Annotated in this window: 30 protein-coding genes and 1 tRNA gene; 14 read left to right on the top strand and 17 right to left on the bottom strand. The window is 39.8% G+C overall.

Annotation, left to right across the window (positions count from 1 at the left end):
- Positions 1-10 precede the first annotated feature (10 nt).
- The 4 genes from FAY30_RS07820 to FAY30_RS07805 are packed head-to-tail and all read left to right on the top strand — an operon-like array spanning position 11 to position 3,250.
- Positions 11-832: a transporter substrate-binding domain-containing protein gene (locus tag FAY30_RS07820; RefSeq protein WP_149869342.1), complete on the top strand. Its 822-nt coding sequence runs from the start codon at positions 11-13 to the stop codon at positions 830-832.
- 25 nt (positions 833-857) lie between these two features.
- The gene (locus FAY30_RS07815) at positions 858-1,517 is read left to right on the top strand and encodes an amino acid ABC transporter permease (protein WP_149869341.1); all 660 of its coding nucleotides are present in this window, start codon (positions 858-860) and stop codon (positions 1,515-1,517) included.
- Positions 1,518-1,557: 40 nt separating this feature from the next.
- Positions 1,558-2,286: an amino acid ABC transporter ATP-binding protein gene (locus tag FAY30_RS07810; RefSeq protein ID WP_149869340.1), complete on the top strand. Its 729-nt coding sequence runs from the start codon at positions 1,558-1,560 to the stop codon at positions 2,284-2,286.
- 22 nt (positions 2,287-2,308) lie between these two features.
- The gene (locus tag FAY30_RS07805) at positions 2,309-3,250 is read left to right on the top strand and encodes a dimethylarginine dimethylaminohydrolase family protein (RefSeq protein WP_149869339.1); all 942 of its coding nucleotides are present in this window, start codon (positions 2,309-2,311) and stop codon (positions 3,248-3,250) included.
- 34 nt (positions 3,251-3,284) lie between these two features.
- On the opposite strand, the gene FAY30_RS07800 is transcribed toward FAY30_RS07805, so the two are convergent.
- Positions 3,285-3,995, bottom strand: coding sequence for a type 1 glutamine amidotransferase (locus FAY30_RS07800; protein WP_149869338.1), 711 nt, complete (start codon positions 3,993-3,995; stop codon positions 3,285-3,287).
- 100 nt (positions 3,996-4,095) lie between these two features.
- Positions 4,096-4,168 (bottom strand) — tRNA-Val (locus FAY30_RS07795).
- 167 nt (positions 4,169-4,335) lie between these two features.
- On the opposite strand from FAY30_RS07795, the gene FAY30_RS07790 reads away from it, so the two are divergent.
- From FAY30_RS07790 to FAY30_RS07770, 5 genes are all read left to right on the top strand, one after another.
- A complete protein-coding gene (locus FAY30_RS07790) occupies positions 4,336-4,560 on the top strand; it encodes a WYL domain-containing protein (protein WP_149869337.1) in 225 nt (74 codons plus the stop codon).
- A gap of 106 nt (positions 4,561-4,666) precedes the next feature.
- Positions 4,667-5,389, top strand: a complete 723-nt coding sequence (locus FAY30_RS07785) for an alpha/beta hydrolase (protein WP_149869336.1) — start codon at positions 4,667-4,669, stop codon at positions 5,387-5,389.
- A 138-nt stretch (positions 5,390-5,527) separates the two neighbouring features.
- Positions 5,528-6,040, top strand: a complete 513-nt coding sequence (locus tag FAY30_RS07780; RefSeq protein WP_149869335.1) for a YjcG family protein — start codon at positions 5,528-5,530, stop codon at positions 6,038-6,040.
- A 6-nt stretch (positions 6,041-6,046) separates the two neighbouring features.
- Positions 6,047-6,469 carry a GNAT family N-acetyltransferase gene (locus FAY30_RS07775; RefSeq protein ID WP_149872636.1) on the top strand — a complete coding sequence of 141 codons (423 nt, stop codon included), beginning with the start codon at positions 6,047-6,049 and terminating at the stop codon, positions 6,467-6,469.
- Positions 6,470-6,634: 165 nt separating this feature from the next.
- Positions 6,635-8,938: a UvrD-helicase domain-containing protein gene (locus FAY30_RS07770; protein ID WP_149869334.1), complete on the top strand. Its 2,304-nt coding sequence runs from the start codon at positions 6,635-6,637 to the stop codon at positions 8,936-8,938.
- A 25-nt stretch (positions 8,939-8,963) separates the two neighbouring features.
- Here the strand turns inward: FAY30_RS07770 and FAY30_RS07765 are convergent, their stop codons facing one another.
- The 7 genes from FAY30_RS07765 to FAY30_RS07735 form a co-directional block, all read right to left on the bottom strand.
- Positions 8,964-9,218: a sporulation-specific transcription regulator SpoVIF gene (locus tag FAY30_RS07765; RefSeq protein ID WP_149872635.1), complete on the bottom strand. Its 255-nt coding sequence runs from the start codon at positions 9,216-9,218 to the stop codon at positions 8,964-8,966.
- Between the two features lie 131 nt (positions 9,219-9,349).
- Positions 9,350-9,472, bottom strand: coding sequence for a YjcZ family sporulation protein (locus FAY30_RS07760; protein WP_149869333.1), 123 nt, complete (start codon positions 9,470-9,472; stop codon positions 9,350-9,352).
- Positions 9,473-9,578: 106 nt separating this feature from the next.
- Positions 9,579-9,935, bottom strand: coding sequence for a stage V sporulation protein AE (spoVAE, locus tag FAY30_RS07755; RefSeq protein WP_149869332.1), 357 nt, complete (start codon positions 9,933-9,935; stop codon positions 9,579-9,581).
- Positions 9,936-9,946: 11 nt separating this feature from the next.
- Positions 9,947-10,966 carry a stage V sporulation protein AD gene (gene spoVAD / locus FAY30_RS07750; RefSeq protein ID WP_149869331.1) on the bottom strand — a complete coding sequence of 340 codons (1,020 nt, stop codon included), beginning with the start codon at positions 10,964-10,966 and terminating at the stop codon, positions 9,947-9,949.
- Positions 10,967-11,449: a stage V sporulation protein AC gene (gene spoVAC, locus FAY30_RS07745; RefSeq protein WP_149869330.1), complete on the bottom strand. Its 483-nt coding sequence runs from the start codon at positions 11,447-11,449 to the stop codon at positions 10,967-10,969.
- Positions 11,450-11,465: 16 nt separating this feature from the next.
- Positions 11,466-11,933 (bottom strand): YhcN/YlaJ family sporulation lipoprotein, encoded by a 468-nt coding sequence (locus FAY30_RS07740; RefSeq protein WP_149869329.1) that lies wholly within the window; start codon positions 11,931-11,933, stop codon positions 11,466-11,468.
- Positions 11,934-12,260: 327 nt separating this feature from the next.
- On the bottom strand, positions 12,261-12,617 hold the full coding sequence (locus tag FAY30_RS07735) for a DUF1360 domain-containing protein (protein WP_149872634.1): 357 nt from the start codon (positions 12,615-12,617) through the stop codon (positions 12,261-12,263).
- Positions 12,618-12,756: 139 nt separating this feature from the next.
- Between FAY30_RS07735 and FAY30_RS07730 the strand changes: the two genes are divergently transcribed.
- Positions 12,757-13,269 carry a CotY/CotZ family spore coat protein gene (locus FAY30_RS07730; RefSeq protein ID WP_149869328.1) on the top strand — a complete coding sequence of 171 codons (513 nt, stop codon included), beginning with the start codon at positions 12,757-12,759 and terminating at the stop codon, positions 13,267-13,269.
- Between the two features lie 209 nt (positions 13,270-13,478).
- Here FAY30_RS07730 and FAY30_RS07725 read toward each other — a convergent pair whose 3' ends face one another.
- The 3 genes from FAY30_RS07725 to FAY30_RS07715 form a co-directional block, all read right to left on the bottom strand.
- Positions 13,479-13,976 carry a CotO family spore coat protein gene (locus tag FAY30_RS07725; protein WP_149869327.1) on the bottom strand — a complete coding sequence of 166 codons (498 nt, stop codon included), beginning with the start codon at positions 13,974-13,976 and terminating at the stop codon, positions 13,479-13,481.
- Positions 13,977-14,114: 138 nt separating this feature from the next.
- On the bottom strand, positions 14,115-14,885 hold the full coding sequence (gene fabI / locus FAY30_RS07720) for an enoyl-ACP reductase FabI (RefSeq protein ID WP_149869326.1): 771 nt from the start codon (positions 14,883-14,885) through the stop codon (positions 14,115-14,117).
- Positions 14,886-14,991: 106 nt separating this feature from the next.
- Entirely contained in the window at positions 14,992-16,851 is a 1,860-nt protein-coding gene (locus FAY30_RS07715) for a monovalent cation:proton antiporter family protein (protein WP_149869325.1), read from the bottom strand.
- An 89-nt stretch (positions 16,852-16,940) separates the two neighbouring features.
- On the opposite strand from FAY30_RS07715, the gene prpE reads away from it, so the two are divergent.
- Positions 16,941-17,681, top strand: a complete 741-nt coding sequence (gene prpE, locus FAY30_RS07710) for a bis(5'-nucleosyl)-tetraphosphatase PrpE (RefSeq protein ID WP_149869324.1) — start codon at positions 16,941-16,943, stop codon at positions 17,679-17,681.
- Positions 17,682-17,711: 30 nt separating this feature from the next.
- On the opposite strand, the gene FAY30_RS07705 is transcribed toward prpE, so the two are convergent.
- The 4 genes from FAY30_RS07705 to FAY30_RS07690 are packed head-to-tail and all read right to left on the bottom strand — an operon-like array spanning position 17,712 to position 20,503.
- Entirely contained in the window at positions 17,712-18,614 is a 903-nt protein-coding gene (locus FAY30_RS07705) for an RluA family pseudouridine synthase (RefSeq protein WP_149869323.1), read from the bottom strand.
- Positions 18,615-18,632: 18 nt separating this feature from the next.
- Positions 18,633-19,427, bottom strand: coding sequence for an NAD kinase (locus FAY30_RS07700; RefSeq protein ID WP_149869322.1), 795 nt, complete (start codon positions 19,425-19,427; stop codon positions 18,633-18,635).
- Between the two features lie 48 nt (positions 19,428-19,475).
- Positions 19,476-20,114: a GTP diphosphokinase gene (locus tag FAY30_RS07695; protein WP_149869321.1), complete on the bottom strand. Its 639-nt coding sequence runs from the start codon at positions 20,112-20,114 to the stop codon at positions 19,476-19,478.
- 29 nt (positions 20,115-20,143) lie between these two features.
- Positions 20,144-20,503, bottom strand: coding sequence for a UPF0738 family protein (locus FAY30_RS07690; protein ID WP_149869320.1), 360 nt, complete (start codon positions 20,501-20,503; stop codon positions 20,144-20,146).
- A gap of 161 nt (positions 20,504-20,664) precedes the next feature.
- Between FAY30_RS07690 and FAY30_RS07685 the strand changes: the two genes are divergently transcribed.
- The 3 genes from FAY30_RS07685 (at position 20,665) to FAY30_RS07675 (ending at position 22,652) form a co-directional block, all read left to right on the top strand.
- A complete protein-coding gene (locus FAY30_RS07685; RefSeq protein WP_149869319.1) occupies positions 20,665-21,246 on the top strand; it encodes a CYTH domain-containing protein in 582 nt (193 codons plus the stop codon).
- A gap of 133 nt (positions 21,247-21,379) precedes the next feature.
- Positions 21,380-21,790 (top strand): globin domain-containing protein, encoded by a 411-nt coding sequence (locus FAY30_RS07680; protein ID WP_149872633.1) that lies wholly within the window; start codon positions 21,380-21,382, stop codon positions 21,788-21,790.
- A complete protein-coding gene (locus tag FAY30_RS07675; RefSeq protein ID WP_149869318.1) occupies positions 21,774-22,652 on the top strand; it encodes a ClpXP adapter SpxH family protein in 879 nt (292 codons plus the stop codon). The genes FAY30_RS07680 and FAY30_RS07675 overlap by 17 nt, the downstream gene beginning before the upstream one ends.
- 532 nt (positions 22,653-23,184) lie before the next feature.
- Here the strand turns inward: FAY30_RS07675 and pepF are convergent.
- Positions 23,185-25,005 (bottom strand): oligoendopeptidase F, encoded by a 1,821-nt coding sequence (gene pepF / locus FAY30_RS07670; protein ID WP_149869317.1) that lies wholly within the window; start codon positions 25,003-25,005, stop codon positions 23,185-23,187.
- Positions 25,006-25,030: the final 25 nt, after the last annotated feature.

Here is a 25,030-nt window from a genome sequence, read left to right as displayed (position 1 = left end):
GGAATTGAAGATGAAAAAATTATTAACTATTCTATTAGTTGCAATCATGATTATCATCACTGGCTGTACCCAATCAACCTCAGGCGGTGAAAAAGCACAGTCCACTATTGATAAAGTCGTAAAAGCGAAGAAACTAGTTGTCGGTACTGCCCCGGGATATTTCCCTTTTGAAATGAAAAACACAAAAGGTGAATTTATTGGTTATGACATTGATACGGCTAAAGCAATCGGCGATTCGTTAGGAGTGAAAGTGGAATTTAAACAATTCGGTTTTGATGGCTTAATCCCTGCCCTAAAAACAGGGGAAATCGATATGATTATTGCTGGAATGACCATCCGCGGTGACCGTGCATTATCTGTAAGTTTTGCTGATCCTTACTTCGCTACAGGCCAAGTGTTGATGCTTCCTAAAAAGGACACAGCAACAAAATCATGGGAGGATCTTGATAAGCCAGGTAAGAAAATTGCTGTTTCATTAGGTACAACCGGTGCCCTGTTAGCAAAACAGGTTTTCAAGAATGCGGAGGTTGCTGATTTTGAGGACTTCCCTGCTGCTTCTATGGCACTTGTTCAGGGACAAGCTGATGGCGTGATTTACGATGAACCAGGTATTCGTTCTTATGAGGGAATGAATCCAGGTAGCGTTCGCGGAGTTTATGACCTTATTTCTAAAGAAAACTTAGGAATTGCCGTACGTAAAAACGATTTGGAAACTGTTCAATGGTTAAATTCTTTTGTTGCTTCCTATAAAAATAGTCCGAAAGAATTAGAGTCTTTTGCAAAATGGTTTGAAAACGTTGACTGGATGAATGAAGTAGAACAAAAGAAATAAGAAAACATCTGAGGAGGCCTGTTCAATGGTATATCAATTAGATTGGAGTGTTATTCCAAATAACATCGGGCTTTTCCTGGAGGGTGTGCGGCTAACGCTGGAAATTTCAGCGTTAGCTCTGCTTTTTAGTATCCCAATAGGAATAATTGTAGGTTTATTAAGAATTTCACGGAATAAAATAGTATCTTTTGTTGCCACCGCCTATGTGGAAATTATGAGGGGAATTCCACTGCTGGTGCTATTATTTTGGATATTCTTCGTATTGGGCCAATTTTTCCGTCTGGGGCCTTATTGGTCGGCAATTTTAGGTTTGGCTACTTTTTCTGGTGCCTTCGTTGCCGAAATCGTCCGGGCCGGTATTCAAGCTGTACCGAAAGGGCAAATGGAAGCTGCCCGTTCATCAGGTATGACATATACACAAGCTATGAGACTGATTATTCTGCCTCAAGCTTTCCGAAAAGTTTTGCCCCCTTTAGCATCACAATTTATTATTCTGATTAAAGACTCTTCACTAGTATCTGTTATATCAGTAGTAGATTTAACACTTATTGCTAAAAACCTAGTGGCTACCTCCTTCCTATCTCTTGAGGTATGGACATTTGTTGCCTTACTTTACTTTTTAATGACCTTTACATTATCGCAAATTATTCGCTTTTTCGAGAAAAAATATCAAGTTTCAGAATAATCCCCTCTCCCCTTCATGAGATGTAAAAGGAGTGACATGTATGATATCCATAAAAAATGTACAAAAGAGTTTTGGAAACCATAAAGTTCTTGAAGATATTAATCTTGAAGTTTCTCAATCACAAATTTTTGCCCTTATTGGGCCAAGCGGGGCAGGTAAAAGTACGCTCATTCGAACGTTAAATGCGTTAGAGCCGATAGATGAAGGAGATATTATCGTTGATGGTATTTCGATTCATGATAAAAAAACCAATATTAATGCAGCACGTACTGAAATTGGCTTTGTATTTCAATCGTTTAATCTCTACCCCTTCTTAACGGCTCTGGAGAACGTTACTATTGCCCCTATTAATGTTAAAAACATGAACAAAGCAGAAGCAGAAGAAAAGGGAAAAAGATTACTTTCCATGCTGGGGCTTGAATCAAAGTTCGACGCCTATCCTGCAAAACTATCTGGCGGACAGCAGCAAAGGGTAGCAATTGCCCGGGCGCTGGCCATGGATCCAAAAGTCATGTTATTTGATGAGCCAACATCTGCGCTTGATCCTGAAATGATAAATGAAGTATTGGACGCTATTCGGAGTCTAGCAAAAACGGGGATGACGATGATCGTTGTTACTCATGAAATGGGCTTTGCAAAAGAAATCTGCGACCAAATTGTCTTTATGGCAGATGGGAAAATCGTAGAGGTCGCACCGCCTGATAAGTTTTTCTCAAATCCATCATCGGAACGAGCAAAAGGCTTTCTTTCCAAGGTTCTTAATCATTAAATTTTTTTGGGAGGTACATAACATGGAGGTTAAAGTCCAAGGGGAACGTTGGTTTCCCGCTGAAACGAATTTTTCTGAGGAATTAAAGGATCTATGGGGAAATTGGTATTGTGATTCTGAGGTAGGTACACTTAGATCTGTCCTTTTACACCGGCCTGGAATAGAAATTGAAGGAATCAATAAGGAAAATTTTGCAGATGTCCGTTTTCGTGCACCTATGGATCCAGTTCGTGCGCGCAGACAGCAAGATGCTTTAGCAGACCTTTTCCGTTCGTTCGGAGTTGAGGTCCACTATGTAGAAGGCCAACGAACTGATCGGCCCAATGCCCTTTTTATGAGAGATTTAATGTTCATGACACCTGAAGGTGCAATCATTTGCCGCCCTGCTATTCCTGCTAGACGCGGCGAAGAAAAAGCGGTGGCAAGGACACTCTCATCTCTTGGTGTTCCAATTATTAAAACCATTAATGGTGATGGCTACTTTGAAGGCGCTTGTGCGATGTGGGTCAATCGAGAAACAGTGATTATTGGAACTGGCAGCCGGTCAAACGAGTCAGGTGCCCTTCAAGTAGAACGAGAGCTAAGAAATATTGGTGTCAAAAATATCATTAAAACGCAAATCCCTTACGGATCCATCCATTTAGACGGTTATATGAATATGATTGATGTAAATAAACTTGTCATTTTTCCTTGGCATACAACCTATGATTGCATGAAACAACTACTCGACCTTGGCATCGAATTAATAGAACTGCCATTTATTGATGAACTCAAACAGGGAATGAGTTTAAACTTTGTTGCCTTAGCGCCAGGAAAGATTGTCATGCCATCAGGTAACGAGAAATCAAAGAAATTATTTATGGAACATGGTATTGAAGTGATTGAGATTGAGATGGACGAAATCATTAATGGCTGGGGTGCCATCCATTGTATGACTGCTTTTTTAAATAGAGATCCAGTGTAAAAGGATTGAGCTTTGGCCCAATCCTTTTTTATATTTATACCTTAACCTTCAACAATTCAGCTTCAAAATTAGTTAGCAGAGTGAACAGCAGCGTTTTAGTACCTTCTAAAAGGTGATCCTGGTTAATCCAGTCCTTTGGTTCTTGAATAAACTCCCCTGCTGGAATGTGGCTCCCTAGCTTCTGTTCGAAGACTGAAATGATCTCATGCGTGAATTCAGGATGAAACTGGAGCCCAATCACATGATCCTCATAGGAAAAAGCCTGGTTCTTACAGCCTCTGCTTGAAGCAAGCCTCAAAGCCTCAGTCGGCAAATCATATGTGTCTCCATGGAATTGAAACGCTGTAATGCTTTCGCTGATTCCGTCAAAAAGCGCCTGTGATTGAACATCCGCTTCCAGCCTAATTGGCCACCAGCCAATTTCTTGGTGTGTGTGTGGATAGACTCTTCCACCTAAAATTTCTGCTAATAACTGGGCACCTAAGCAAATACCCAACACCTTTTTCTTCTGCTCAATCGCTTCTCGGATAAAATGCTTCTCGTCCACCAGCCATGGGAAATCCGCTTCCTCATAGGCTCCCATTCTTCCCCCTAAGATAATCAGCATGTCAAAGTCCTGCATTGATGGGACAACCTCATTGTTGTACATTCGGGTGCATGTTAAAGAATGGTTCCTTTCTTTTACCCATTCCTCAATATATCCTAAGGTAGCCAATTCGTCATTTTGAATATAATGAATTCTCATCTTTTTAACTCCTTATACAATAAATAAATTCATTTGACATTATTTAGGGGTTCGAATTTGTAAAAAAATCCTAATATCAATTGGATATTAGGATTAGTTATGACCTGTGAGGGGTTCGAACCCCCGACCTCAACCCTGTCAAGGTTGCGCTCTCCCAGCTGAGCTAACAGATCTCTTATTAAGCTACAAATCTAATTATAGTGAAAAAGCTAAAAATGTCAATAATGTTTTAATGTTTTTTCTCAAAAATTTCCCGACCACATAAACATACACTCCATTTCCACTTGAATAAAGAACTAATGTTCGGTTATAATAGTAGATAATGAAGGGAGTGAATTAAATGGATGGGCTTTTGATCCGTTCAATCGAAGAACATTTGCCGTTGGAGATGATTTACCTTGCGAATAACCAGGAATTATCGCAGCGCAAACTGATTGTAAAAGAAGTGAATGATGACTACATTCGTGCCTATTGTTTAAGTCGGAAACAAATGCGTACCTTTAAACGTGAAAACATTTTATCTATTATGCCTGACTTACAATCCAAACATCGCTATCTTCATTAATCCTTCTCCCGCCCTTATCCACTACCATTCATACTACTAAAAGCAATTCCTCAACAGTTATGTTAAAATGCACTTGTACTATTCGAATCAAGGGGGAATTGTCGTAATGGAATTTCCAAAAGGCACTATTAAAGAACTTATGTTTCAAAGTAAGGAACTTGGCGAGGAAATGCAGCTCCTTATTTATCTTCCAGCAAACTTCTCACCGCTTTATAAATACTCGCTGCTAATTGCGCAGGATGGCCGGGATTATTTTCAGCTTGGCCGGATTGGTCGATTGGCAGATGAGTTTCTTTTTGAACGGAAAATTGAAAATATTATCATTGTTGGGGTACCCTATAAAGATGTAGAGGACCGCCGACGAAAGTACCATCCCGATGGCAGCCAAAACCAGCAATATATTCGGTTTTTAGCGCATGAATTAGTGCCTTTCCTCGATAGAGAGTTTCCAACATATCATATGGGCACCACAAGGGCTCTTATTGGTGATTCGCTTGGGGCTACTGTTTCATTAATGACTGCACTGCAATATCCACATACTTTTGGAAAGATACTACTGCAGTCTCCAATGGTAGACGAAAAGGTATTGAAGCTGGTCAATGACTTTTCCGAAGCACAGCATGTGGAAATTTATCATGTGATCGGCTCCCAAGAAACGGAAGTTCGAACCACGGATGGCAAAGTAAGTGATTTCCTAAGCCCGAATCGGGAACTCTCTAAATTAATCACCAAAAAGCCTTTTACATATTTTTATGAGGAGTTCAACGGAAATCATACCTGGACATATTGGCAGCCGGATTTAAGAAGGGCATTAAAAATGTTATTTTAGTCTTATAACTTTTGGCACAAGTTTTTATCTAGGTATGTAAGTTATTTTATATATTTTGAATTTTTGCTATAATGATAAGAAGCCTGTTTTTTATTTTATTTTTTTAAAATATAATTTTTTTAAAATGGAGGTTAACCTATGAAATTTGGAGTTGTTATTTTCCCGTCAAAAAAGCTTCAAGATTTAGTGAATTCTTATCGAAAGCGCTATGACCCGCATTATGCCCTTATTCCTCCACATCTAACGTTAAAGAATGCCTTTGAAGCTCCTGAAGAAGATGCAAAGGAGTTTGCTGATAAATTACGTCAAATCGCTAATAATACTAAGCCGTTCACATTAAAAACATCAAAAATCAGCTCATTTAAGCCTGTCAATAATGTGATTTATTTTAAAATAGATCCGACGGAAGAGCTTTTACATTTGCACAATGATATTAATCAAAAGTTTAACAGTCAAAGTGTTGATTATGCTTTTGTACCCCATATTACAATTGGCCAAAAGCTTTCTAACGATGAGCACTCAGACGTCTTTGGTGCACTGCGGATGACAAATGTAAATCACGAAGAAACAATCGACCGTTTCCATCTTCTTTATCAGTTGGAAAATGGTTCTTGGACCGTTTATGAAACATTTCGACTTGGAGAGGAATAGTTGACCGTGACCGTTAAAGTTGTTGAAAATCAAAAAGAACTTGATGATGCTTTTTCAGTAAGAAAGATTGTTTTCGTCGAAGAACAAAATGTTCCACTTGAAGAAGAAATCGATCAATATGAAGATGATGCCACCCATTTTGTAATGTATCATCAAGGATTACCCGTGGGTGCCGGCAGATTTAGAGTAATTGATGGATATGGGAAAGTTGAACGGATTTGTGTTATGAAAGAAGCACGAAAGACAGGTGCCGGAAAGGCGATTATGAAAGCAATTGAGAGCCATGCCCAAGAACAAGGATTACACAAATTAAAGCTAAACGCCCAGACTCAAGCCATTCCTTTTTATGCCGGCCTTGGCTATGAAGTGGTTTCAGAAGAATTTCTGGATGCAGGAATTCCCCATAAAACTATGATGAAAGAAAGATAAGCTAAATGTTTATTGGAAAGACGAGTGACTTTGCACTCGTCTTTTTTTATTCAGTGCTTATATTAATTACTGGTAATCTCACTTTTGCTCATGAATCTCCTTCCCCTGCCTACACGGTTTTGTTATGATAGAAGATGTCTTATTAGAAGAAATAGAGGTTTAAATATGAAAACAGCTATCTATCAAAATCAAAATATATCACTAAATCAACTAGCTCGCGGTCACTATCAAAAGATATTTCTTGCCGGAAAAAATGGTGAACTGCACTGTCCTGTTTGCAAGGAGAAGGTGCGCTTGTTTCTTGGCATTCAGGGGAACCCTCATTTTTATCACGCACTTTCACCTGAAAAACAATGTCCGGATCCCGTCACTCCAAGTACCACCAAAGAAGAAAATGAACAATACATTGAGCGCAACGGATTTAAGATTCCACAAGCCAGAACCATTACAGCAGCCTCCAAAGACTTAGAATTCTTCAAACCTGCTAAAAACATTGAATACACTGTCCCGTTTAATCAAAAAATCAGTCAACATCAACACGATGTTCCCCCCTATTTACAGCAGCTTGCTGAAAACGGAACGGTCCTTGATCAAAGTCAGGCTGCGGCAGTTACGGAAACGGAGGGCTCCCTTTTGGTCCTCGCTGGTGCAGGAAGCGGCAAAACAAGGGTATTAACAGCGCGAACCGCTTTTATGCTGGAAGTTAAGCAAATCGATCCACGCAATATCATGCTCGTTACCTTTACATCGAAAGCCGCTGCCGAAATGAAGAACAGGCTGCTCACCTACCCGAATATGAAAAGAGAAAAAATCAATCGGCTTGTCACCGGCACATTTCATAGCATTTTTTATCGCATTCTTATGTTTCACGATGGAGGGAATTGGTCTTCTGACAATTTGCTGAAAAAAGAATGGCAGCGGGATAAAATTTTGAAGGCAGCCGGTAAAGAACTTAACTTGTCAGAAAAAGAATTTGCCTATGATTTAGCACTGCAGCAAATTGGCTTTTGGAAAAACTCGCTTAGATTTCCAAATGAAGTGAAGCCCGAAAACGCGTGGGAAGAAAAAACTGCGGTCCTATATCAAAAATATGAGCAATACAAACAGCAACATGGACTGTTTGATTTTGATGACATGTTAATTGGTTGTTATCAGCTTTTGAGCACCTCTCCTGCCTTGCTGGAACAGTACCAGAATCGCTTTCATTACTTTTTAATCGATGAGTTCCAGGATATAAATAAGGTCCAGTACGAGCTCATTAAACTTCTTTCAGGAAGAAATAAAAACGTTTGTGCTGTTGGTGACGATGATCAGTCGATCTACTCGTTTAGGGGCAGTGACCCTAGTTATTTATTGGAATTTGAAAAGGATTTTCCCTACGCTAAACTGGTAACCCTTGACCAAAACTATCGTTCAACACATGAAATTGTGGCCGCTGCGAATCAAATGATTGCCGCAAATAAAATACGGCGGCCGAAGAAAATGAAGGCACAATTTGCGTCTGGAACGCTGCCGTTGTTATTTTTTCCCTATGATGAAGAGGAAGAAGCAACGATGATTGTCACCGATATCCAGGAACAGATTTCAAAAGGAGCAAACCCTAGTGATTTTGCGATTCTTTATCGGACAAATGCCAGTTCCCGTGCTGTGTTTGAACGCTTAGCCAGCTCCAACCTTCCGTTTAAAATCGACCAGGATGCGGAAAGCTTTTACGACCGTTATATTGTACGGAGCGCTTTAGCCTTTTTAAGGGTCAGTTTAAACGAAGATGATTTGCAGGCACTAACAGATATTCTTCCGTTATTATTTTTAAAACAAACGGTTCTAAAAGATATTAAAGCAGAGAGCATTCTAGAAGACTGCAGTTTCCTTGAGGCCCTTTCACACTTGAAAACATCCCATGCCTTTCAAGAGAAAAAATTGAAAAAGGCGGTAACGGTTATCCGTGGTCTAAAGCATTTGTCCCCTGCCGCGGCCATAGAAAAGGTTGAAAAAGACCTTGGGTTTCTTGATTTTCTTAAAAAACGGGGAAATGAGTCAAGTAAGCTTGAAAAAGGATCGGATGATCTAAAGGACCTTAAAGTGGCAGCAAAAAGCTTTGAGTCAATTGAGGCATTGCTGACCCATACCGCGCATATGTCGGCAATGAACAAGGAAATAAAAAATTTAAGCAAACATTTTACGGATGCCGTCAGCCTTAGCACAATCCATCGTGCGAAAGGGCTTGAATACGAAACAGTTTACATGATCGGTGCTGTGGATGGAAGCCTGCCTCACGATTTTGCCTTAGATGCTTATCGAAATGGCGACTTTACCGGTCTTGAGGAAGAGAGAAGATTATTTTATGTAGCGATGACTCGTGCCAGGGAGCAGCTGTTGATTTCTGTGCCGGGCAGCAGAAGAGGAAAAAAGGCAAACCGCTCAAGGTTCTTAGCTCCGATAAATAAAATGAAGAAGACCGATTCCTAATATTTTAGGAGCAGGTCTTCTTTCTTTACTTCTTATTCATCATATTCGCAATTGTATTGAAATCAAGCTGTTTGCCATCGTTAATAATGGATTTAACAATTTGATCTTCCATATCTTTACTTACTGGTTTATTGGCAATTTGAGACACTCTGCGAATCACATTACGGACTGTTTTTTCATCTTTAAAGTTAGCATGCTGCAAGGAGTTTGCTAAATCAAAGATATCTTTCATGTTGACGCCCGTTTTCTTTTCTATGTTTTTAAAGAACCCATTATCCATGTTCAAAACTCACACTCCTTCATAAACTACTTTATTGTATGAAGGATTAAGAATTTGGTGATTACAAGGAAAAGAAAGGGGCTGGCCACTTTTTGGGGCCACCCCTCCCATCGAAACAAGCTTAGTAAATCTTAATAGAAGCTTGCACCGACAATGATTAAAAGGATGAACAATACAACGATTAAAACGAAAGTAGAACCTCCGTAGAAACCGCCGCCGTAGCCGTAGCCGTAGCCGCCATATCCAAAGCACATAGACTGTCACCTCACTTTTGTAATCTCATTAATAACATATGAAATTACTTAATAATGTGTATAGGCATGACAGCCTTATCAAATAGTTAGAAGAAAAATGTGCTTTTCACCCTTTAGGTTTAAAAATTAGTGCCCCAATAAATCCAAAAATAATTGCCGCGGAGATTCCTGAGCTGGTCACTTGGAACATGCCTGTTAATACGCCAATAAGTCCATGTGCCTCCGCATCCTGCATTGCCCCGTGGACTAAGGAATTTCCAAAGCTTGTGATGGGTATCGTTGCTCCTGCCCCGGCAAAATCAACTAATGGTTCATACAGTCCGAACCCGTCTAATACAGATCCGATGCAAACGAGCAAGCTTAAGGTATGTCCAGGAGTTAGTTTCGCTACATCAAATAAAAGCTGCCCAATGACACAAAATAGCCCGCCAATCACAAATGCCCAAAAAAACATTGCAAGCATTGACTCACCCCCTATTCTTCATTCATCTCAATAGACACAGCATGTGCAATACATGGAATCGACTCATTTTGTTGAAAGCTGAGCGGGGATAATAACGCCCCCGTCGCTACTGCCAGTATTCGTCTATAGGTACCCTTTTTTAACTGATTTAGCAAGTGTCCATATATAACTGTAGCCGAACACCCCGCACCGCTTCCTCCGGACTGAACCGGCTGATCATCCTTGTACATAAGTAATCCGCAATCCTGAAATTGTTTTCTTTGCAAATTCAGGCCGCTCTTGTTAAGCAATTCAAATGCGGTATCATGACCGACTCTGCCTAGGTCTCCGGTCACAATTAAATCATAATGTGATGGATCTAATTGCAGATCACGAAAATGCGCAATAATTGTATCTGCCGCTGCGGGCGCCATTGCCCCGCCCATATTAAACGGATCAGTTAATCCCATATCAATGACCTTCCCGATGGTCGCCGAAGTTGTCACAGGGTGCTGACTTCCCGTCTGATTAGGCTCCACAAGGGCCACTCCAGCGCCGGTTATCGTCCACTGAGCTGTCGGCGGCTTCTGGCCGCCATATTCTGTCGGATAGCGGAACTGCTTTTCTACAGCTGCATTATGGCTTGAGGCACCTGTTACCACATATTTTGCCCCCTGATAATTAACCACAAAAGACGAAAGTGCTAACCCCTCCATTGATGTGGAGCAGGCACCAAAAAGGCCGAAATAGGGAATCTGCATCGTTCTGGCTGCAAAGCTCGTTGGCGTAATCTGATTGATTAAATCACCGGCAAATAAAAATTGCACTTGTTCTTTTTGAATATTTCCTTTCTCCAAGGCCAGTTTAATAGCCTCTTCAAGCAATAAACGATGTGCCTTCTCATATGACTCTTTTCCCATCCAAAGGTCTTCATATAATAAATCAAAATCATTCGCCAATTTTCCATTCGCTTCAAATGGTCCGCCCGTTACACCCGTGGCTGTAATCATTGGCCGATTTGTGAATACCCATGATTGATGCCCTTTTAACAATTACAAAACCCCCCAAATTACGAGCAGCGTTTTAATCAATGCAACAACGAACGCAGAGAATACTCCAAAGAGAATGACTGAGCCTGCGAGTTTAAACATATTCCCGCCCACACCGAGAACAAATCCTTCTGTCCGGTGTTCAATCGCTGCTGAAATAACAGCGTTTCCAAATCCGGTAACCGGTACGGCACTTCCTGCCCCTGCAAATTGCCCCAGCCGGTCATATACGCCAAAGCCTGTTAACAGCATAGAGAAAAAGACCATCGTTGCAACAGTAGGATTGCCGACACTCTGTTCGGTAAAATTAAAAAAATATATGTAAAAATAACTGACAGCTTGACCAATCACGCAAATGAGTCCGCCTACCCAAAATGCCTTAATACAATTCTTCAGTACAGGTCTTTTTAGTTCATGCTTTTGCTGAAGCGCTTGATAGTTCCGCTGCTGTGGGGTCATATTTTGTTGTTTTTCTTTGCTCGGCATACTTATTCTTCCTTTCTTACTTTAGATCTTCTGTCATTTTTACGATTTCCTTAAACCGCTTTTCGGCTTCCTTCCGAGTAAATTTTGCTGATTCCATGCGCTCATTCAGCCTGACGGTTTCAAGAAAAATCTTATAATCGCTTGAGACCGTAAATTTTTCTTTCGGATATTTCTCTTTTAGCATTGAACTTACATTCTTTTCGATCTTTTTCATTTTAAAACGGTGCAGATGCTTCACCTTATAAACGACAAGCGTATCCTTTTTCCCCTTTACAACGGCAACATCATAAAGTTCCGGCAAAGAACTGACCTCCTTTTTAATTTCTTCCACTCCGTCACTGTTCTTTGCTTTGTCAGTCATGACTGGATTAGGATTTGTCGTTTTCACCAATGCTAGTCGACTGTCTTTTTCCTTGTCGTTATGATTACAGGCTGCCAATAATAATAAACACAAAAGCATGAATAATCGGTATTTAGTCGCCATCTTATCCCTTTCCTTGCTCCATTTTTAAAGTTACTCTTATGAAGTAGTTTTTTCACATTAACAAAAATTATGACTAGGTTAGTTAATTTTTACTGTTAGGACCCTCACTAAAATGAAAAACTGCCAGATCCCCAGCAGTTTTTCATTTTACTTTGAAGTTTTTTTACCACACCCACAGCCTTTTCTCCGTTTTGTGTTTGCCGCTTGAACTGTTTGTTTTTTCTGCTGTCCTTGTTTTTTTGTATTCATCTTCTCTCTCCCTCGAATCAATAGATTTACTCCTAATTAGAATATGATGTTAACTAATGTCTTGTCTCAGCGAAAGAATTATTTTTCGATAAAATACTGTACAAAAAATTCAATAATTGAAGCAAAGCCTGCAATCGCTAAAATAAGTATGATAGGTGCAGCAATGGTAGGGGATAGATAGCCAGCTCCTACGATAAGGGCTGATGCCCAGATTCCCGTACACCAATAACAACTGAGAAGTTCACCTAGAAATTTCTTAACCCCTGATTTCTTCGGAAGGTAATAGACCTCTAGTTCGCCTTCCTCATTTTCCTCACTTACTTCATCAAAAAAAGGGGCGCGAATAAATTCGGTAATTTTATCAAAAACAAGTAATCTTGTCAGCCTAAAGCTTGCGAGTGACAAAATAATCAAGTTTAAAAAGGTTATTTTCATCTCAAGTGGTCCTTTCTTATACAATTTGCGCTTATATCCGCCTAATTTTTCCAAACAAGGCAATTGTCCGTAACCCAAATGCGCCTTGTTAAATATGTTAGTAATGTAAGATATATAACGGTATAAGGAGGAAAAATAAATGGGTTGTGGAAATAATCATGACGATTTTCGCAATGGTAACTGTGTATGCGAAGTAGTTCGTGCCATTAAAGATATCCAAGATAATGCTGTAGAAGAAGAATGCGCAGAGTGTTCCAGCTGTTTTACTGAACCACTAGGTGCTATGGTGTCACCGGCTAGGAGAGAACCGGTTGATACACGAGTATTTGTCTTAAGTACGGCAGACGGAACTCCGTTTCATGCATTCTTAACGCATGAAGGTAACGCCTGTGTATCCATCTACTTCCGTGTAGAAGAAGTATTTGACAATTGCTGTGCTACACTTCGTGTTTTAGTGCCTGGACACCGCGATAGCAGCGGACACTTTGCTCCGGTGAACCTTGTTTCAAGCAGCGACAAATGCTGTGTGGACCTCACAAAGGTTTGCCAGGTCGACAGATTCCGCGCCAGCAGAGATTGCATTACGGTTGACTTGAAATGCTTCTGTGCGGTTCAATGTATTGCAGACGTTAACCTAGGATTATGCAATTAAGATAAACTGCTAAAGAAAATGAGCCAGTCGTGAATCGGCTGGCTTTTTCAGATTGTCCAGTTCCAGCGCCCTAGCGGCTAGTGTCCTTCGCGTTCCGCTCTACGATAAGTCAACATCGAATCGCCTCCGGCTCTTCGTGTTTCCTTTATCTCAGTTGGAACGCTCCAGGCCATACGCCGCTGACCAGGGCGCTTCCGCTTTTCTTTTTTCTAGATATTCTTTATCCCGATCATGATGACATCCTTTATTTCCCCGAGCGGAATGGTTTTTGATGTCTGGTCGTGAAATTGGATTGTAACATGGTTTTGATCGTATTCCGTTAAATAACCTTGATAATTTTTTTCAGCGGTATAAAAGACACATGGGACAGGTGGAAGTACTTTTGGAAAGTTGATTAGGTAGTCTAATCGTTCCAATACATCCATTTCTTTAAAGGGTTTGACCCTTTTAAGACCTGTTCTTTTGTTTTGCGGATGATGGGCTGTTTGTGTATGTTCTGCTTTGACTACTTCAATTGGGATCGGTTCCTGGAAAAGCTCCTTTTTCGCAAGGGAAATTTTCTTTTGAGCGTTATTCTGAATTTCCTCCTCTTGAGGTTCCTGTTCGCTCCTGCTGGTATATATCTCCTGCATATTATTGTTTGTTGGCATCCTAGAAAAGGGCTGATGAACATATAAAAGCGGCCCCTTACTCTTCATTTTCGACATGAATCACTCCTCACCTCCTAATCCCCTCATCCTACACAATATATGTATGCAAAATGCCTATTCCCGTTCACAAGGAATTTCCTCATATAAAAGAATACATAACAAAAGCCCGCTTTTTTACGCGGGCTAAGGTTTTTATTATAGAATGTGATACCCTGAATCAACGTGAATGTTTTCGCCTGTAATCCCACGCGAAAGGTCACTGAAAAGGAATAGAGCGGTGTCACCGACTTCTTCAGGTGTAGTTGTTTTCCGTAATGGTGCCTTTTCTTCAATTTCGTTTAAGATAGAATTGAATTCTCCGATTGCTTTAGCTGAAAGTGTACGGATGGGACCAGCAGAAATGGAATTAACACGAATCCCATCTTTACCGAGATCTGTTGCTAAATAACGGACGCTGGCATCAAGAGAAGCTTTTGCAACACCCATAACATTGTAGTTCGGAATCGCGCGCTCGCCGCCTAAATACGTTAATGTAACAATGCTGCCGCCCTCAGTCATTAAGCCTCGTGCTTCTTTGGCTACAGCTGTTAATGAAAAGGCGCTTATATTTTGTGCAAGGAGGAAACCATCCCTTGAAGTGTTGACAAATTCACCTTTTAATTCCTCTGTTTTGGCAAAGGCAATACAATGTGCAAGACCGTGAATCGTTCCGGCTGCCTCCTTTATTTTTGCGAAACAATCGGCAATTGCTTCATCATTTGTTACATCACATGGAAGTACAAGTGTCCCTTCCGCCTCTAACGAATCAGCTAGTTCACGAACACTGCTCTCAATTCTTTCACCGGCATATGTGAAAATTAATCTTGCCCCTGCATTATGCAATGATCGGGCAATTCCCCATGCAATACTTCGTTTATTAGCTACACCCATGACTACATATGTTTTACCTGCTAATGAAAAATTCATATTTAAAAGTCCTCCTACAATAATTACAAGATATTAGCACTTGGTACTAATATTACACTAATTTTCCACAAATGAAAAGCATGTGATTCTTTCCTAAAAATGATTTTTAACATGTTTCGCAAAATTCCAATTCCCTTTTCAATTCATCTACATATTCCTTTGAGCCTGTTACAATCAGGCGGTCATGCATCTGTAATTCAGTATCACCATGGGGAACAATCGAATCCTTCTCTCTAAAAATTCGTACAAAAATAATATCACCTGTAAACGGAAATCTTCTTAACGACATCCCTTCAAAATGCGGATTCAACATCACAATTTCAAAAAGCCCTTCCTCTTGGTCCGTTAGAATGTTAATCAATGTAGGTGATTCGATTAACGCCCGGAGCAATGTTTTTGAAGACTTAAAGGCAGAGTACACTTCAATATGCTGCTCTCTCAAGCTTTGTTCTAAATCTTGACTTTCAATCCGGGCGATTACCCTTGGAACGGTTTTCTCCTTTGCTGCAATCGCCAAGACTGCATTCACATTTTCATCCCCTGTTGAAATTACCACAATCTCAGACTGATATACATCTGTATGTGCAATGGTCTCAATGGAGTAATCAGGGATTTCGATAATATCAAAAAGCGAATTGGCAATCTGCTTTTCCGACTTTTCCATTTTTGTATGGTACAGAACTGGATCATATAGTCCGGACTTTAACTCCCGCGATACTGGCAGAGTAACCTGGTTTGCACCTAAGAAAGAAACACGGACCTTTTTGCTCGTAACCGCTTCTTTCGGAAACAACTTTTTAAAGACAATTGGTGTAATAATTGATGTAATTACCGCTACTAAAATTAGTGTCCCCTTCATCTGCTCCGTAATAACCCCAATTCTCTCCCCTATTGTAGCGGCAGCAATAACCAGTGAAAGGGTCGATGTAAGTAGAAAACCGGAGGAAATTACCGTTTTTAGATCATACCAAATTTTTAACAGGTAGACTGGCAAAAGTTTAGATAGCAAGAGACCAACTAGTAAAAGCGGGATTAAAAGCAAAAGCTTCTTTTCACTGAAAAGAGACCACACATCGAGATTCACACCTACCATCACGAAGAAAATTGGGATTAAAAAGCCGTATCCAAAGGAATCTAGCTTATGGACAAGCTCCTGGTTTGGTGATAATAACGATACAAGAACTCCGGCTAGAAATGCTCCAAGGATATTTTCAGCACCGACAGTTTCGGATAAACCTACTAGGACAATAATAAGTGTAAATACCGCTCTTGTTCCAATTTGTACTGTCCCAGTTGACAAAGTCTCAATGAAGTTCCGATTTTTAAATCTTTTTCCGACAAAATAAAGGACAATACCAGCAGCGAATAAAATCAACAGCAGCCAGGTATTTCCGTGACTCGCTTCATACAGCGAGACAAAAATGGCAAGCAAAATCATCGTGACTAAATCAGCTATGACAGCAACCAGCAAAATAATTTGTCCGATTACTGTTTTCATTAGGTGGGCCTCTTTTAAAGTAGGCACAACTACCCCGAGCGAAATGGTCGAAATGATAAGTGTCATTAAGAAGGCATTATCGATAAATCCGGCAATGACAAACAAATAGGATAACCCAAGAGAAAAAACAAAGATTCCGGCAAAGATAATGGTGGCGACAGCAAACGTATTTGGCTCTTTTTTACCGTTCGGAAGAATTTCCCGCTTTTTACTGCCTGTAAAGGCCGTAAAATCAATTTCAAGCCCGCTTAAAAACATCAGGAAGATGAAGCCAAGGGATGAAAGTGTAGAAAGCCATGCGTCCTGATGAACGATATCAAAACCGCTTTTCCCAATAATCAGCCCCATAATAATTTCAGCAACGACTACCGGGATAAAATTCAATTTAAACCTATGTAGAATAATGGGAGTTATAAATGCCATGGTGACAACCACAAGCAAAGAAATGACTGAGACGTGCTGCTCCATAATTACTTCACCTCTTAAATCTAAAGATTCCTTTTAATAAAGTTTCCTCTTTTAACAAAAAATAATTGAAGGATCAGGGGGTGTAACCAATGAAAATTGATATTATCGGTGATATTCACGGGTGTTTAAACGAGTTTAAGGAGTTAACCTTAAAGCTTGGCTACAGATGGGATAATGGTTTACCAGTGCATCATGAGAACAGGTTACTTGGTTTCGTTGGTGATTTAACGGACAGAGGGCCCGAATCTCTAAAAATGGCTGAGATTGTTTGGCAGCTAGTCGTCAAGCTAAAACAAGCTTATTATACTCCTGGAAACCACTGCAATAAGTTATACCGTTTCTTTCTAGGGAACAAAGTTCAGATTGCACATGGACTTGAAACAACTGTAGCAGAATATGAATCATTATATAAAAAAGACCAGCAATCCATTCGTAAAAAATTTATTGAGCTTTATGAAAAGGCCCCACTTTATTTAGTATTAGATAATCAAAAGCTCATTATTGCACATGCTGGAATAAAAGAAGAGTTTATCGGACAGACACATGCAAAGGTTAAAGAATTTGTTCTTTACGGAGATATTACGGGTAAAAAGAATCCTGACGGCACACCGGTTAGACGGGATTGGGCGAAAACGTATCATGGCGATTCCCGTATTGTTTACGGACATACACCGGTAAAAGAGCCGCGAATCCTTAACAATACGTATAATATTGATACAGGTGCCGTATTTGGCGGCAAGCTTACCGCATTAAGATACCCTGAAATGGAATTGATTTCTGTACCTTCTTCTATGCTTTATGTTGAAGAAAAATTTAAAGAATTTGATTGATTAATTAAAAATGACGAGGCTGATCTCAGGTCAAAGCAGATCAGCCTCTAATATGACACTCATATCCTGTGGAAGCGATGCTGAAAACATCATCTCTTCTCCGGAGAATGGGTGCTTAAATTTGATTTGTTTGCAATGAAGCGCCTGCCGATTGAGTAACGTTACATCTCCTCCATACAAATCATCACCGAGCAAGGGATGGCCAATATAGGACATATGAACCCTAATTTGATGCGTCCTACCTGTTTCAAGTTGTAACTCAATATGTGAAAACGCATTATGTCTCTTTAGTACCCGATAATGCGTACAGGCATATTGACCGTCGTTACGTACTTCTCTTTCGATTATACTGTCCTCTTTACGGCCAATCGGTTCCTTAATACTACCACTATCTTGCGCAAGTAAACCAGCGGCAAAAGCCTCATACGTCCTTTTAACCTGTCCGTTCTGCTGCATTTTGCTAAACAAGTGATGAACATGACGATGCTTAGCAATTAAAACAATCCCCGATGTATCACGGTCAAGCCTTGTGACGATATGAGATGTTGCTTTAAGGTTAATCCGTTGATAGTAGCCGACAAGGGCATTGGCTAGACTGCCCTTAGGGTGTTCCCTAGAGGGAATCGTATTCATACCAGCTGGTTTGCAGACAACAAGAAGATAATCATCTTCAAACAAAACACTTAACGGCAGATCCTCGCCTTGAACTCCTTCGCTGGGATGCTCAGCGGGAAATACAACCGTCAGGACATCGCCCGTTAAAAGTTTGTATCGGACATTCATTTCTTCACTATTTACCCGTATCCCTCCGCCTTTAAACTTAATATCAGTTAAAGCCGTACGTGAAATCTCTTCCTTTTTTAAAAATTCCTTTATTAACATGCCGCTATTCTGTTCATCGATTATCCATTTCAATTGAAAATGAGATGTCATAATATTGCTGCCTTCCTCCTAGTCCGAAATAAATGAGTCATGAACTCTTTTCCAGAATGGAAATGGACGAAAGCGGGCAAAACGAATCTTCTCCTCCGGCACCCTAAATTGAATCGATTTAACGTCCTTATGAAGCAGTGTCAAATGATCAATCGTTACCTGAAAATCTGAACGGTTAACAGGTTTCAGCATACAGTTATGATGTGCAGGAAGGATTAGCGGCGAGCCCACTGTTCTAAATACCTTGTTATTAATGGACGCCATTTCCGCGACTTGAATGGCAGATATCGCCGGGTGAATAATTGCCCCACCCAGCGCTTTATTATATGCCGTACTTCCAGAAGGAGTTGAAACGCAGAGACCATCGCCACGGAACCGTTCAAAATGCTGGCCGCGAATTTCAACATCCATCACAAGTGTTCCCTCTACACTTTTTACTGTTGATTCGTTTAGGGCTAAATACCTTGATTCCTTACCGGCATGCGAGTATCGAATGATGACCTCAAGCAGTGGATATTCGACAACTTGATAAGGAGTTTTAGCTATAGCAATCACAAGCTTTTCAATTTCATCCGGTATCCAGTCGGCATAAAAACCGAGGTGCCCTGTATGGATGCCGACAAATGCCGTTTTGCTTAAACGACTGCTGTAGCGGTGGAAAGCATACAGCAACGTTCCATCGCCGCCAATGGAAACAACAATATCGGGCTGGTCCTCATCGTAGATAAGATCAAAATCAAGTAAATACGTCCTCATTTTGTGCATTAAAATGTTTGATTTTTGATCTCCTTTTGAAGTAATCGCAAATTTCATTTGTTTATGCTCCTTGTAATTAGTGGCTTTCAAAAGGCGGTCATATGATTAGTTCTTATCTTCCTGCGTTAACTCTTTCTTTCTTGTAAAAAAAGCTTGAGCTTCCTGGATTTCACCGCGGATTATTGACATTTCCTCGTCAAGCCGAAAAGCGGCTTCGGAAGCTCTTTGCAGTCTCATTTGAATATCAGTTGGAAATACTCCTTTATACTTGTAATTTAATGAATGTTCAATTGTCGCCCAAAAATTCATTGCCAGCGTTCTGATTTGAATTTCGGCAAGGATTTTCTTCTCGCCATGAATGGTTTGAACCGGGTAGCGAATCACCACATGATAGGAACGATACCCGCTCGTCTTTTTATGAGAGATGTAATCTCTTTCCTCCACTACTTCCAGATCATTGCGGTGTCTTAACAAATTGACAACCATATGTATATCTTCTACAAATTGACACATAATTCGCATGCCTGCAATATCTTGCATTTCCTCTTCCAAACGTTCAAGCGGTATACCTTTTTGATTAGCTTTATCGAGAATACTTGCGATTGGTTTAACGCGCCCTGTAACAAATTCAATGGGTGAATGAGAAGAATCTAATTCAAATTGCCCCCTCATTCCCTTTAATTTTATTTTTAGCTCAGATACAGCCTGCTTATATGGGGCTAAAAATTGATCCCAATGCTTCATGATTTCACCTCGATGAAAACAAATTATGTTTAGAAAATCCCTTCAACTTTTGTAACCATTTCATTCCCATAATTACTATTACCTTTAATATTACTAATTACATATTCTAATTCCTCAGAAAAATTTGTTAGCTCTAACTGTTCTTCATTATAGGCAATACAGACCGGTGTCTCTTGCTCGTTCGCAGTCTTTAATAACGGCCAGATTTCTTCAGATAAAACGATATATGTATAATCCTCTTGATCCTCCATTAAATAAATGAATGCATACTGGTCAGAATCCACAAGAATCTGCTCCCCCGGAACCAATCCGGTGATGGGTTCATTTGTTTCTAATATAAGCTTGTTTTCTATCAAGTTCGCCTGTTGGATTGTAATCCTTTTTTTCATCTCGTTTCCCTCCATCTTTCACCATCTTATTTTAACATAATTCACCCATTTCTCCCAAGGATTGCAGTTTGATAATGATAGCTGAAATCACCTGCAGTGGACATGTATGAACGTTCATCGTTATGATTAAGAAAACTATCATCGAGAAAGGGTGAGCTGCGGTGTCACAAAATATTGAGATCGAATTTAAAAATATGCTTACAAAAAAGGAATATGAGCAGCTTCTTAAGGAATTCAAAATAAAGGATGGCCAAATTTTTTCCCAAGAAAATCATTACTTTGATACAGCCGATTTTTCTTTAAAGGAAACGGGTGCTGCTTTACGCATCCGTCAAAAAGGAGGAGCTTACGAAATGACCCTAAAACAGCCTAATGAGGTTGGACTGCTAGAAACCAATCAAACCTTAAGCCGGGTAGAAGCGTCATTGGCAATGAATCAGGGGCAGCTCCCATACGGAATCATCCAGGAACTAATCGCAGAACAGGGTATTCCTTTTTCCAAAATAGATTATTTTGGATCGCTCACGACAAATAGAGTAGAATTTCAATACAAGAATGGATTACTTGTTCTTGACCATAGTTCTTATATGGGAATTGATGATTACGAATTAGAATATGAAGTGGATTCCTTTACCGAGGGACAGAAAATTTTCCTAGAACTTCTTGCTCAATTTGGGATTCCAAAACGGAAAACGGAGAATAAAATCCTCCGCTTCTATAATCAAAGATATAAACAGTTATAATTGATATAGGAAAATTAACCTAAAGGAAAACTTTACTATTCTGTAAAATTCCCCTTTTCAAGGCAATTCATTTGAGATATGAATGGGGCATTGATAAAATATGAATACAAAAGATTTTAAAGGAGTTGTCAACATGATTGAAAAAAAGCTTACACCATTTGAGGCCATTGGTGAAGATACATTATACCGTCTTGTCGACACTTTTTATGGCCTCGTTGCACAACATCCTGAGCTTGCTCCAATATTCCCAAATCAATTTACTGAAATAGCACGAAAACAGAAGCAATTTTTGACACAATATTTAGGCGGGCCCCCGATTTATACAGAGGAACATGGACATCCGATGATGCGTGCCCGTCATTTGCCCTTTCCAGTTACACCATCGCGGGCAAAAGCATGGTTATCTTGTATGAAAAACGCAATGGATATGGTCGGCTTACATGGTACAATCCGAGATGATTTCTATGACCGGCTCTATCTTACTGCCCAACATATGATTAACACGCCTGACGAAGGCGAGATACCAGGTGAAAATCGTGAGTAATTCTAAATCACCCGGAGCAAAGAAACGTTGCAGCGGCGGTGATAAAAAACCAATTGAAATATATATGTTCATTGATCCGCTTTGCCCTGAATGCTGGGCACTTGAGCCGATTTTAAAGAAACTGCATATTGAATATGGAAGGTATTTTTCAATTAAACATGTGTTAAGCGGACGGTTAGCGGATTTAAATTTGAGCAAGAAAAAGAACTATGAAAATATTGCTCAAGTCTGGGAAATGACAGCGAGCAGAACGGGCATGTCCTGTGATGGAAGCTTGTGGTTAGAAAACCCTGTAGATAACCCTTATACTGTTTCGATTGCCCTGAAAGCTGCCGAATTACAAGGCAGACGCGCGGGTCTCCGTTTTCTCCGGAGAATTCAGGAAATGCTGTTTTTAGAAAAGCAGAATACTTCTAATCTTGAGGTATTAAAGGAATGTGCCAATAGTTCAGGCTTGGATGTTGAAGAATTTATGGCAGATATCCATTCTGAGAGTGCAGCGAAAGCCTTTCAATGTGATTTGAAAATCACCTCCGAAATGGATGTTTATGAAATTCCTACCCTCGTGTTTTTTAATGAAAATACCGAGGATGAAGGGATTAAAATTACTGGTTCCTATCCTTATGAGGTGTATGTCCAAATATTAGAGGAAATGCTTTCTGAAAAGCCAGTACAATCTCCTCCGCCTTCATTAGAAACATTTATGAAATTTTTTAAATTTGTTGCCTCGAAGGAAATTGCCGTAGTCTATAATATGTCGATTTCACAAATTGAACGGGAAATGAAGAAATTGCTTTTAAAGCAAGTGGTGGAACAAATTCCGGCCAAGTACGGAACATTTTGGCGGTATATTGAAGAATAAACGAATGTCGGTTCAATGTGTTCCGACAATTTTTATGCATATCCAGAAAACGAAAATGCCTTGCAGTTTTAAACACTGCAAGGCATTTTTCTATTAATACGAACAAAGGGGATGGGAGAAATTTTTCACGGTCAAACAAAGGGGTATATGTTTGTTGTGATCAACTTCACACATTAAATATACCATGCGATTAGAGCTGCTGACAATAAGTTTGTGCTACATTTCACAATATTGTCAAAAAGACAGGTTAAAGTCATATATTCACGAAGTGGACAATAAACATAGTAGTGAACAACCTTACAAAGGTGGAATTTACTGTGAGCAAAATTCCTTTTGTCATCATCGTACTTTTTATAATATTTGCTTTTTTTCTGCACATTCTTGCATTACTTAAGATTTTTCCTATATTACTTAGTGCTCCTATTTTATTTATTTCTATATTAATCTTCCTTACTTATCTTAATGATCGTAAACGATTTAAGGGATTTTAAAAGGGATGGACCTAGATTTAGGCACCATCCCTTTTCCTTACTTATATTAATAATTGTTCTAATTCGTTCAGTTTCTCTTCAAACACTTTACAAGCATTTTTAATTGGATCGGCACTTGTCATGTCAACTCCCGCTTTTTTAAGTACTTCAATTGGGTAATCTGAGCTTCCGGCACTTAGGAACTCCTCAATATACCGTTTGACAGCAGGCTCGCCTTCTTCTAAAATCTGCTTACTAAGAGCGGTAGCTGCACTGAAGCCTGTTGCGTACTGATAAACATAGTAATTGTAATAGAAATGCGGAATTCTTGCCCATTCTAAACCGATTTCCTCATCAATCACAATATCCTCTTCTCCAAAATACTTTTTATTCAGTTCATAATAGGCCTTTGTTAAAGCATCGGCAGTTAATGCCTCATTATTTTGTGCCATTTGATGAATGAGATGCTCAAACTCAGCAAACATTGTCTGGCGGAACACAGTTCCTCTAAAGCCTTCTAAATAATGATTTAGGAGGTAAATGCGCTTTTGCTCATCATCAATTGTTTTTAACAGGTAATCATTTAATAGTGCCTCATTACAGGTGGAGGCTACTTCAGCAACGAAAATCGAATAGTTACCGTACGGATATGGCTGAGCTTTCCGTGTATAGTAACTATGCACGGAATGGCCAAATTCATGGGCTAATGTAAATAAATTATTCACATTATCCTGCCAATTCATTAAAATATATGGATGTGTCCCATATGCTCCAGAAGAGTATGCACCACTGCGCTTCCCTTTATTTTCGTGAACATCAACCCAGCGATTTTCAAAACCTTCTTTTAAGATTTTCACATATTCCTCGCCTAATGGTGCCAGTCCCTTAATGACTAAATCCTTTGCCTCATCGTATTCGATCGGCATTTTCACATCTTTTACTAACGGGGTATATAAGTCATACATGTGCAGCTCCTCTAAACCTAACACTTTTTTACGAAGCTTAACATAGCGATGTAATAGGTGAAGATTTTCGGTCACTGTATTGACAAGATTATCATAAACACTTTCCGGAATATTGTTTGCAGAAAGGGCGGCATGTCTTGCTGAATCATATTTTCTAACTCTTGCATTAAAGTTGTCCTTTTTCACATTTCCGCTTAACGTGCTTGAAAAAGTATTTTTAAAATCTCCATACGTTTTATAAACAGCTTTAAAGGCATCGCGGCGTACCCGCTGATCTCCGCTTTCCAAGAAACGGCTGTAACGGCCGTGGGTCACTTCAACCTCTTCACCATTCTCATCTTTAATGGTTGGAAATTGAAGATCGGCATTATTCAGCATCCCAAAGGTGTTGCTCGAGGCGTCCATCACTTCTCCTGCTTCTGCTAAAAGGGCTTCTTGCTCCGCACTCAGCACGTGTGGCCTTTGAAGATTAATCTCCTCCAACGCATGTTCATATAGTTTTAACTCCTGTTTCTCATTGAGGAAACCTGTAACTTTGCTTTCGTCAATTGAAAGAATTTCAGGAACAATAAACGCTAACTGACTCGCTGCCTGAGAGTAGAGATTCTTCATTCTGTCATCTAGCCCTTGATAAAAAGAATTGGTCGTGTCTTGATCGTAGCGCATATGTGAGTATGTATAGAGCTTTCCAATTCGTTCTAACAGTTTATCTTGGAACTGTAGCGCATTATAGAGTGTCTCCGCACTCTCTCCTAATTTCCCTTCAAATTCTTTAATCCCTGGAATTTGATTTTTTACCTCTTGAAACTCTTTTTCCCATTCTTGATCACTTGCAAAAATATCTTCTAAATTCCACGTGTCTTCCACAGCGATTTCACTTCTAGCCGGTAGAGATTTTACAGCGGTTTCATTTGCCATGATCCATCCTCCATTCATTGTGATA

The sequence above is a fragment of the Bacillus sp. S3 genome (assembly GCF_005154805.1).
GTDB lineage: Bacteria > Bacillota > Bacilli > Bacillales > Cytobacillaceae > Neobacillus.
Note: the sequence above shows the minus strand (reverse complement) of the source record. Positions and strands in the feature narration are given on the sequence as shown.

Excerpts from the sequence above, each read along its gene's own strand:
- FAY30_RS07820 (WP_149869342.1), top strand. The coding sequence starts at position 11 with ATGAAAAAATTATTAACTATTCTATTAGTTGCAATCATGATTATCATC.
- FAY30_RS07815 (WP_149869341.1), top strand. The coding sequence starts at position 858 with ATGGTATATCAATTAGATTGGAGTGTTATTCCAAATAACATCGGGCTT.
- FAY30_RS07810 (WP_149869340.1), top strand. The coding sequence starts at position 1,558 with ATGATATCCATAAAAAATGTACAAAAGAGTTTTGGAAACCATAAAGTT.
- FAY30_RS07805 (WP_149869339.1), top strand. The coding sequence starts at position 2,309 with ATGGAGGTTAAAGTCCAAGGGGAACGTTGGTTTCCCGCTGAAACGAAT.
- FAY30_RS07800 (WP_149869338.1), bottom strand. The coding sequence starts at position 3,995 with ATGAGAATTCATTATATTCAAAATGACGAATTGGCTACCTTAGGATAT.
- FAY30_RS07790 (WP_149869337.1), top strand. The coding sequence starts at position 4,336 with ATGGATGGGCTTTTGATCCGTTCAATCGAAGAACATTTGCCGTTGGAG.
- FAY30_RS07785 (WP_149869336.1), top strand. The coding sequence starts at position 4,667 with ATGGAATTTCCAAAAGGCACTATTAAAGAACTTATGTTTCAAAGTAAG.
- FAY30_RS07780 (WP_149869335.1), top strand. The coding sequence starts at position 5,528 with ATGAAATTTGGAGTTGTTATTTTCCCGTCAAAAAAGCTTCAAGATTTA.
- FAY30_RS07770 (WP_149869334.1), top strand. The coding sequence starts at position 6,635 with ATGAAAACAGCTATCTATCAAAATCAAAATATATCACTAAATCAACTA.
- FAY30_RS07765 (WP_149872635.1), bottom strand. The coding sequence starts at position 9,218 with ATGGATAATGGGTTCTTTAAAAACATAGAAAAGAAAACGGGCGTCAAC.
- FAY30_RS07760 (WP_149869333.1), bottom strand. The coding sequence starts at position 9,472 with ATGTGCTTTGGATATGGCGGCTACGGCTACGGCTACGGCGGCGGTTTC.
- spoVAE (WP_149869332.1), bottom strand. The coding sequence starts at position 9,935 with ATGCTTGCAATGTTTTTTTGGGCATTTGTGATTGGCGGGCTATTTTGT.
- spoVAC (WP_149869330.1), bottom strand. The coding sequence starts at position 11,449 with ATGCCGAGCAAAGAAAAACAACAAAATATGACCCCACAGCAGCGGAAC.
- FAY30_RS07740 (WP_149869329.1), bottom strand. The coding sequence starts at position 11,933 with ATGGCGACTAAATACCGATTATTCATGCTTTTGTGTTTATTATTATTG.
- FAY30_RS07735 (WP_149872634.1), bottom strand. The coding sequence starts at position 12,617 with ATGAAAATAACCTTTTTAAACTTGATTATTTTGTCACTCGCAAGCTTT.
- FAY30_RS07730 (WP_149869328.1), top strand. The coding sequence starts at position 12,757 with ATGGGTTGTGGAAATAATCATGACGATTTTCGCAATGGTAACTGTGTA.
- FAY30_RS07725 (WP_149869327.1), bottom strand. The coding sequence starts at position 13,976 with ATGTCGAAAATGAAGAGTAAGGGGCCGCTTTTATATGTTCATCAGCCC.
- fabI (WP_149869326.1), bottom strand. The coding sequence starts at position 14,885 with ATGAATTTTTCATTAGCAGGTAAAACATATGTAGTCATGGGTGTAGCT.
- FAY30_RS07715 (WP_149869325.1), bottom strand. The coding sequence starts at position 16,851 with ATGGAGCAGCACGTCTCAGTCATTTCTTTGCTTGTGGTTGTCACCATG.
- prpE (WP_149869324.1), top strand. The coding sequence starts at position 16,941 with ATGAAAATTGATATTATCGGTGATATTCACGGGTGTTTAAACGAGTTT.
- FAY30_RS07705 (WP_149869323.1), bottom strand. The coding sequence starts at position 18,614 with ATGACATCTCATTTTCAATTGAAATGGATAATCGATGAACAGAATAGC.
- FAY30_RS07700 (WP_149869322.1), bottom strand. The coding sequence starts at position 19,427 with ATGAAATTTGCGATTACTTCAAAAGGAGATCAAAAATCAAACATTTTA.
- FAY30_RS07695 (WP_149869321.1), bottom strand. The coding sequence starts at position 20,114 with ATGAAGCATTGGGATCAATTTTTAGCCCCATATAAGCAGGCTGTATCT.
- FAY30_RS07690 (WP_149869320.1), bottom strand. The coding sequence starts at position 20,503 with ATGAAAAAAAGGATTACAATCCAACAGGCGAACTTGATAGAAAACAAG.
- FAY30_RS07680 (WP_149872633.1), top strand. The coding sequence starts at position 21,380 with ATGATTGAAAAAAAGCTTACACCATTTGAGGCCATTGGTGAAGATACA.
- pepF (WP_149869317.1), bottom strand. The coding sequence starts at position 25,005 with ATGGCAAATGAAACCGCTGTAAAATCTCTACCGGCTAGAAGTGAAATC.